Below are 6,344 nucleotides of genomic sequence, written 5' to 3'. Positions count from 1 at the left end.
CGCCGAGCGCGTCGAGCAATCGGGCTTCACGTTCATCGGCCCGCGCCCGGAAACGATCCGCATGATGGGCGACAAGGTCACGGCGAAGCACACCATGATCAAGACCGGCGTGCCGTGCGTGCCGGGCTCGGAAGGCGCGCTGCCCGACGATCCGAAGGAAATCGTGAAGATCGCGCGCGCGGTCGGCTACCCCGTCATCATCAAGGCGGCGGGCGGTGGCGGCGGGCGCGGCATGCGCGTCGTGCACACGGAAGCGGCGCTCGTGAACGCGGTCAACATGACCCGCGAGGAAGCCGGGCGTGCGTTCGGCAACCCGCAGGTCTACATGGAGAAGTACCTCGAGAATCCGCGTCACATCGAGATCCAGGTGCTCTCCGACTCGTTCAAGAACGCCGTGTGGCTCGGCGAGCGCGACTGCTCGATGCAGCGCCGCCACCAGAAGGTGATCGAGGAAGCGCCGGCGCCCGGCATCGCGCGCCGCCTGCTCGATCGCATCGGCGACCGCTGCGCCGACGCCTGCAAGAAGATGGGCTACCTCGGCGCGGGCACGTTCGAGTTCCTCTATGAGAACGGCGAGTTCTACTTCATCGAAATGAACACGCGCGTGCAGGTCGAGCACCCGGTCACGGAGCAGATCACCGGCATCGACATCGTGCAGGAACAGATCCGCATCGCCGCGGGAGAGAAGCTCTCGTTCCGCCAGCGCGACATCCAGTTGAAGGGCCACGCGATCGAGTGCCGCATCAACGCAGAAGATCCGTTCAAGTTCACGCCTTCGCCGGGTCGTCTCACCTCGTGGCACATGCCCGGTGGTCCTGGCGTGCGCGTCGACTCGCATGCCTACAATGGCTATTTCGTGCCGCCGAACTATGATTCGATGATCGGCAAGCTGATCACCTACGGCGCCACGCGCGAGCAGGCGATCCAGCGCATGCGCATTGCGCTCTCGGAGATGGTGGTCGAAGGCATCCTGACGAACATCCCGCTGCACCGTGAGCTGATGCTCGACGCGAAGTTCGTCGAGGGCGGCACGAGCATCCACTACCTCGAGAACCGCCTCGCCGAGCGTCAGCAGGTCAAGAAGGAAGAAGCGTAATTCATGAGCTATCGGGAACTGATCGTCGAGCTGGATCGCGAACGCGCGGAAGAACTCTCCGATGCGCTGATCGAGCTCGGCGCCCTCTCGGTGTCGGTCGAAGACGCCGACGCCGACACGCCCGACGAGCAGCCGCTCTTCGGCGAGCCGGGCCTCACGCCCGAGCGCACCGCGTGGCAGCATTCGCGCGTGATTGCGCTGATCGGCGACGATCAGGATCCTGCTGTGCTGCTCGCGGCCGCTTCGAATGAACTCGGCTTGCCTGATCTGCCGAAGTACTCGCTGCGCGAAGTCGAGGAACAGGACTGGGTGCGCCTCACGCAGTCGCAATTCGATCCGATCCAGATCGGCGAGCGCATCTGGGTCGTTCCCTCGTGGCACGATGCCCCCGATCCGAACGCGCTCGTGCTCGAGCTCGATCCGGGCCTCGCGTTCGGCACGGGCAGCCACCCCACCACGCGTCTGTGCATGGAGTGGCTCGAGCAGAGCGTGAAGCCGGGCGAGTCGCTGCTCGACTACGGTTGCGGCTCGGGCATTCTGGCGATCCTCGCGAAGAAGTGCGGCGCGAATCCGGTCATCGGCATCGACATCGACCCGCAGGCGGTCGAGTCGGCACGCCACAACAGCGAGCGCAATCACGCCGACGTCACCTACGGCCTGCCCGACGATTGCCCCGCCGGCGAGTTCGACATCGTCGTCGCCAACATTCTTTCGAATCCGCTCAAGCTCATGGCCTCCATGCTGTCCTCGCGCGTGAAGCCGGGCGGGCGCATCGCGCTCTCGGGCATCCTCGCGCGCCAGGCCGAGGAAGTCGCGCAAGTGTACGCACAATGGATCGACATCTCCGTCTGGCGTGAACATGAAGGCTGGGTCTGCCTCGCGGGCACGCGCCGCATGTAATGCATGCCCGGCACTGGCCGGCTTCATGAAGCCTGATCGCGCCCCGAGCGCGGCGACCGGAATCGTAGACTGCGGTGGATTGCCAGTAGAATGGCGGGTATCGCCAACCCTCCGGTCTATCCAGATCCTCGGCCCACATGCTTCTGGCAACGCGCTGCCCCTTCTGTGAAACCGTATTCCGCATTCAGCCCACGCAGCTTGCTGTGCGGCGCGGCCTCGTGCGTTGCGGACATTGCCAGGAAGCGTTCGATGCGTCGGGCAGTCTCTACGAGGTGCCTGAAGGCACAGACTTCTCGCTTGCCGTGCCGGTTACGGCCGAAGTCGCGGCCAGCCTGACTGCGCCGCTCTCGCCGGAGCCCGTCTCACCCTTTGCGGCACCGCCTGCATCACGGCCAGATGCGCAACTCGAAGCCGCCGCGCCATCGCGAGAGGCGCCCCCGCAGTTGAGTGCCGCGCCCGATTTCGCGAACCGCGCATGGGATCCGTGGGCGCCGCCGGCGGACAGCCAGCTGGATCCGCGGCTGAAGTACAGCGCAAGCCAGCTGCCGGGCGCGGGAATTGCGCCTGGCGCGACGCCTCGTGCTACGCGCGATGCAGAGTCGCGCATCGTCTACGACGACGAACCGACGCTTGCGCGCGCGCCAGAGGAAGCACCCGGCGAGCCGGCAGCGGCTGCCGCATCGCCTGTGCCGCCGGCCACACAACCCGAAGCCGCAGAACCCTTCCCGCCCGCCACGCGCTGGACGCGCGTCGAGCCGGATCTGGGCATGGCCGCCACTCACACGGAGCCGACCTTTTCGGCCAACGAAGCATCGGCAGCCCGCGCCAGCGACCCGGAACCCACCCTCGGCCGCCGCGATCCCGAAGCCGCGCCGATGCCCGCGTTCAGCGCGATCCCGCCCACCGGCGGTGCGGAGCCTTTCGCCGTCACGCGCGAAGCGCCCGCACGCCCGCGCGGCGCGAGCCGCCTCGGCTGGCGCATCCTCGGCACGCTCGTCGCCATCCTGCTTCTCGCGCTACTCGTCGTGCAGCTCGCCTGGTGGCAACGCGAAACGGTGATGGTCTACTGGCCCGACTCGCAGCCGCTCTATCAGCAGGCCTGCGAGCAGCTCGGTTGCCGCGTGCTGCCGCCGCGCGACATCGACGGCCTGCTGGTCGAGCCGTCCGATCTGCGCCAGGTGGACAACGAGCCGCATCATCTCGAACTGAAGGTGCCGCTGCGCAACCGCTTCAACGTGGCGCTCGCCTTCCCCGCCATCGAGCTCTCGCTGCTCGACCGGCAGAACAACATCGTCGTGCGCCGCGTGCTGTGGCCGCAAGACTACGTGACGCCCGGCACGCCCATCGAATCCGGTCTGCCCGCACGCACCACGCAGACGATGATCGTGCGGCTCGACACCGGCGACGTGGTGGCGTCGAACTTCCGCATCGAAATTTTCTACCCGTGATTTTCCGTCTGCGCGCGGGCGCACCAGTGTGCCCCACGCGTTTCCCCGGCGCCCAGCTGGACTGGGCGCACCATTCACCACAACATGCATTCCCGGAGAGCACATCATGAGTCAAGTCACGCTAGGCGGTAACCCGATCGACGTCGCTGGCACGTTCCCGAGCGTCGGCCAGAAGGCCCCTGCGTTCTCGCTCGTCGGCAAGGATCTGAAGCCTGTCTCGCTCGCCGATTTCGCCGGCAAGCGCAAAGTGCTGAACATCGTGCCGAGCCTCGATACGCCGGTCTGCGCAACCTCCACGCGCAAGTTCAACGAAGCCGCGGCCGGACTCGACAACACGGCCGTCGTCGTGATCTCGGGCGACCTGCCGTTCGCCGCAGCCCGCTTTTGCACGACCGAAGGCATCGCGAACGTCGTCACCGCTTCGACCTTCCGTGGCCATGACTTCGCCCAGGCCTATGGCGTGGACGTGACGAGCGGCCCGCTCACCGGCCTGACCGCACGTGCCGTGGTCGTGCTCGATGCGAACGACAACGTCATCTACGCCGAGCGCGTGAGCGAAATCAAGAACGAGCCGAACTACGACGCCGCACTCGCAGCGCTCAAGTAATCCGGCAGCGGCGCGCGCCTTCAGTGCCTCGTGGGGCCTGCGCGCCGCGCCTTCCCCTATCTTCGCCCTACAGGAATTCCCACCTTGGCTACGCTGATTTGTGGCTCGCTCGCCTACGACAACATCATGACCTTCGAAGGTCGCTTTCGGGAGCACATCCTGCCCGAGCAGGTGCACATCCTGAACGTGAGCTTCCTCGTGCCGACGATGCGCCGCGAATTCGGCGGCTGCGCCGGCAACATCGCCTACTCGCTGCATCTGCTCGGCGGCGACGCGCACATCATGGCGACGCTCGGCGGCGCCGATGCGCAACCCTACCTCGATCGTCTCGACATGCTCGGCCTGCCGAAGGCGCACGTGCGCGTGCTGCCCGACACGTGGTCCGCGCAGGCGATGATCACGACCGACCTCGAGAACAACCAGATCACGGCGTTCCACCCGGGCGCGATGATGCAATCGCATTTGAACCGCGCGGACGAAGCACCGGGCGTCAAACTCGGCATCGTCGCGCCGGACGGTTTCGACGGCATGGTCCAGCACGTCGAGCAGTTCGCCAAAGCTGGCATCCCCTTCATCTTCGATCCGGGCCAGGGCCTGCCGCTCTTCGACGGAGCGTCGCTGCGCCGCGCCATTGAACTTGCTACTTACGTGGCGGTCAACGACTACGAAGCCAACCTTGTCAGCCATCGCACGGGCTGGTCGTTCGACGAAATCGCGAGCCGTGTCGACGCGTTGATCATCACGCGCGGCGAGCATGGCTCCCAGATCTACCACAACGGCGAGGTCGAGGAGATTCCTCCGGTCAAGGCCGCTCGGGTGCTCGATCCGACCGGCTGCGGCGACGCGTTCCGCGGCGGCCTGCTCTACGGCATCGAGAACGGCCTCGACTGGGCAACCACGGGGCGTCTCGCGAGCCTGATGGGCGCGCTCAAGATCGAACACCTGGGTCCGCAAAACTATGCGCCCACACGGGCGCAGATCAACGAACGATTCAAGGAGACATTCGGCTACGAACTGCCGAACTGAACGGGGGGGCGCAACGCAAGAGCGGCGCCCATTGGAGCTACGGGAATGAAAATAACGAGTCGTCTGGTTGTTGCAGCCTTGATCGCGGGTTCGCTCGCGATGTCGGGCTGCGCCTATAACAGCAGTTCCGCCGATGTGTACACCGCCTCGCAGGCGCAGCGCGAGCAAACCGTGCGCATGGCTACGGTCGAGAGCGTGCGCGCGGTGAAGATCAGCTCGAACAACGGCCAGCCTAGCGGCCTTGGCGCCATTGGCGGCGGCGCACTCGGCGCGGTCGCGGGCAGCTCGATCGGCGGCGGTAGAGGTTCCATCGTCACCGGCATCATCGGTGGCATTGCGGGCGCCGTGGCCGGCAACGCGGTCGAGAACGGCGTGGCGATGCGCGACGGCCTCGAGATCACCGTCCGGCTCGACAACGGCGACTACCGCGCCATCACGCAAACGGCGACCGGCGAAGTCTTCAACGCCGGCGAGCGCGTGCGGCTGCTCTCGAGCGGCGGCGTCACGCGCGTCACGCACTAAGGCTTTCCCCTGTACCGCAGCGGCGCCCTGCGCCGGATGCGGAACCTCAGGCGCATGTGCTCCCCTGTGCATGCGCCTTTTTTCATGCGCTCGCGCGGCATGATCTGTGCGCCGAGCCAACTCGTACGAAGTGCAGACGAAAAAAATCCCGCCGCGGGAGACCCGGCGACGGGATCGGGATCGAGCCTGGCGCTCCATAGCGCCCGGCCCGACCAGCGAAGCGCGCAACTGCTGTAGCCAGCGCGCTTCGCCTCGTACTGCTTACGGACGGCTGCCGGTCGGGAACGGCCATGCAGCGGCCGGGTTCAGGGCAGTCTTGACCGTTGCTGCGGGCGCGGACGGTTGCGCAGCAGGGGCAGCAGGTGCGGCAGGGGCAGCCTTCTTCGCAGGCGCCTTTTTGGCGGCCTTCTTCGCAGCAGCCTTCTTCGCAGGCGCGGCCTTCTTGGCAGCAGCCTTCTTCGCAGGCGCCTTCTTGGCGGCAACCTTCTTCGCTGCAGCCTTCTTCGCCGGTGCTGCCTTCTTCGCAGCAACCTTCTTCACGGCGACTTTCTTGGCTGCGACCTTCTTGACCGCGACCTTCTTCGCTGCGGCCTTCTTAGCCGGTGCTGCCTTCTTCGCTGCAACCTTCTTCACTGCGGCCTTCTTCGCCGCCGGTTTCTTCTTGGCAGTAGCCATTTTTTTCTCCTTCAGGTTCAGATGAGAGTCAGTTCAAACTACACCCTTCGTCAAAACCCGCTTCCCGCGA

General features: G+C 66.0%; 7 protein-coding genes. 6 read left to right on the top strand and 1 reads right to left on the bottom strand.

Going from position 1 to position 6,344, the window contains the following annotated elements; all coding sequences use genetic code 11:
- The 6 genes from VMJ11_RS08340 to VMJ11_RS08315 all read left to right on the top strand — a co-directional run.
- A partial coding sequence (locus VMJ11_RS08340; RefSeq protein WP_325618801.1) for an acetyl-CoA carboxylase biotin carboxylase subunit occupies window positions 1-1,096 on the top strand: 1,096 nt, incomplete at its 5' end.
- A gap of 3 nt (window positions 1,097-1,099) precedes the next feature.
- Window positions 1,100-1,996 carry a 50S ribosomal protein L11 methyltransferase gene (prmA, locus tag VMJ11_RS08335; RefSeq protein ID WP_325618799.1) on the top strand — a complete coding sequence of 299 codons (897 nt, stop codon included), beginning with the start codon at window positions 1,100-1,102 and terminating at the stop codon, window positions 1,994-1,996.
- Between the two features lie 137 nt (window positions 1,997-2,133).
- Window positions 2,134-3,444 carry a DUF3426 domain-containing protein gene (locus tag VMJ11_RS08330; RefSeq protein ID WP_325618797.1) on the top strand — a complete coding sequence of 437 codons (1,311 nt, stop codon included), beginning with the start codon at window positions 2,134-2,136 and terminating at the stop codon, window positions 3,442-3,444.
- 106 nt (window positions 3,445-3,550) lie between these two features.
- Window positions 3,551-4,051 carry a thiol peroxidase gene (tpx, locus tag VMJ11_RS08325; protein ID WP_325618795.1) on the top strand — a complete coding sequence of 167 codons (501 nt, stop codon included), beginning with the start codon at window positions 3,551-3,553 and terminating at the stop codon, window positions 4,049-4,051.
- A gap of 84 nt (window positions 4,052-4,135) precedes the next feature.
- Window positions 4,136-5,077, top strand: a complete 942-nt coding sequence (locus tag VMJ11_RS08320) for a carbohydrate kinase family protein (RefSeq protein WP_325618793.1) — start codon at window positions 4,136-4,138, stop codon at window positions 5,075-5,077.
- Between the two features lie 45 nt (window positions 5,078-5,122).
- Window positions 5,123-5,599, top strand: coding sequence for a glycine zipper 2TM domain-containing protein (locus VMJ11_RS08315; RefSeq protein ID WP_325618791.1), 477 nt, complete (start codon window positions 5,123-5,125; stop codon window positions 5,597-5,599).
- A gap of 261 nt (window positions 5,600-5,860) precedes the next feature.
- Here VMJ11_RS08315 and VMJ11_RS08310 read toward each other — a convergent pair whose 3' ends face one another.
- Window positions 5,861-6,274 (bottom strand): histone H1-like DNA-binding protein, encoded by a 414-nt coding sequence (locus tag VMJ11_RS08310; RefSeq protein ID WP_325618789.1) that lies wholly within the window; start codon window positions 6,272-6,274, stop codon window positions 5,861-5,863.
- Window positions 6,275-6,344: the final 70 nt, after the last annotated feature.

Origin of the sequence: Paraburkholderia sp. (assembly GCF_035501035.1) — a bacterium.
Classification (GTDB): domain Bacteria; phylum Pseudomonadota; class Gammaproteobacteria; order Burkholderiales; family Burkholderiaceae; genus Paraburkholderia.
Note: the sequence above shows the minus strand (reverse complement) of the source record. Positions and strands in the feature narration are given on the sequence as shown.

Bases quoted from the DNA above. Each gene is read 5' to 3' on its own strand.
- prmA (WP_325618799.1), top strand. From the start codon at position 1,100: ATGAGCTATCGGGAACTGATCGTCGAGCTGGATCGCGAACGCGCGGAA.
- VMJ11_RS08315 (WP_325618791.1), top strand. From the start codon at position 5,123: ATGAAAATAACGAGTCGTCTGGTTGTTGCAGCCTTGATCGCGGGTTCG.
- tpx (WP_325618795.1), top strand. From the start codon at position 3,551: ATGAGTCAAGTCACGCTAGGCGGTAACCCGATCGACGTCGCTGGCACG.
- VMJ11_RS08310 (WP_325618789.1), bottom strand. From the start codon at position 6,274: ATGGCTACTGCCAAGAAGAAACCGGCGGCGAAGAAGGCCGCAGTGAAG.
- VMJ11_RS08330 (WP_325618797.1), top strand. From the start codon at position 2,134: ATGCTTCTGGCAACGCGCTGCCCCTTCTGTGAAACCGTATTCCGCATT.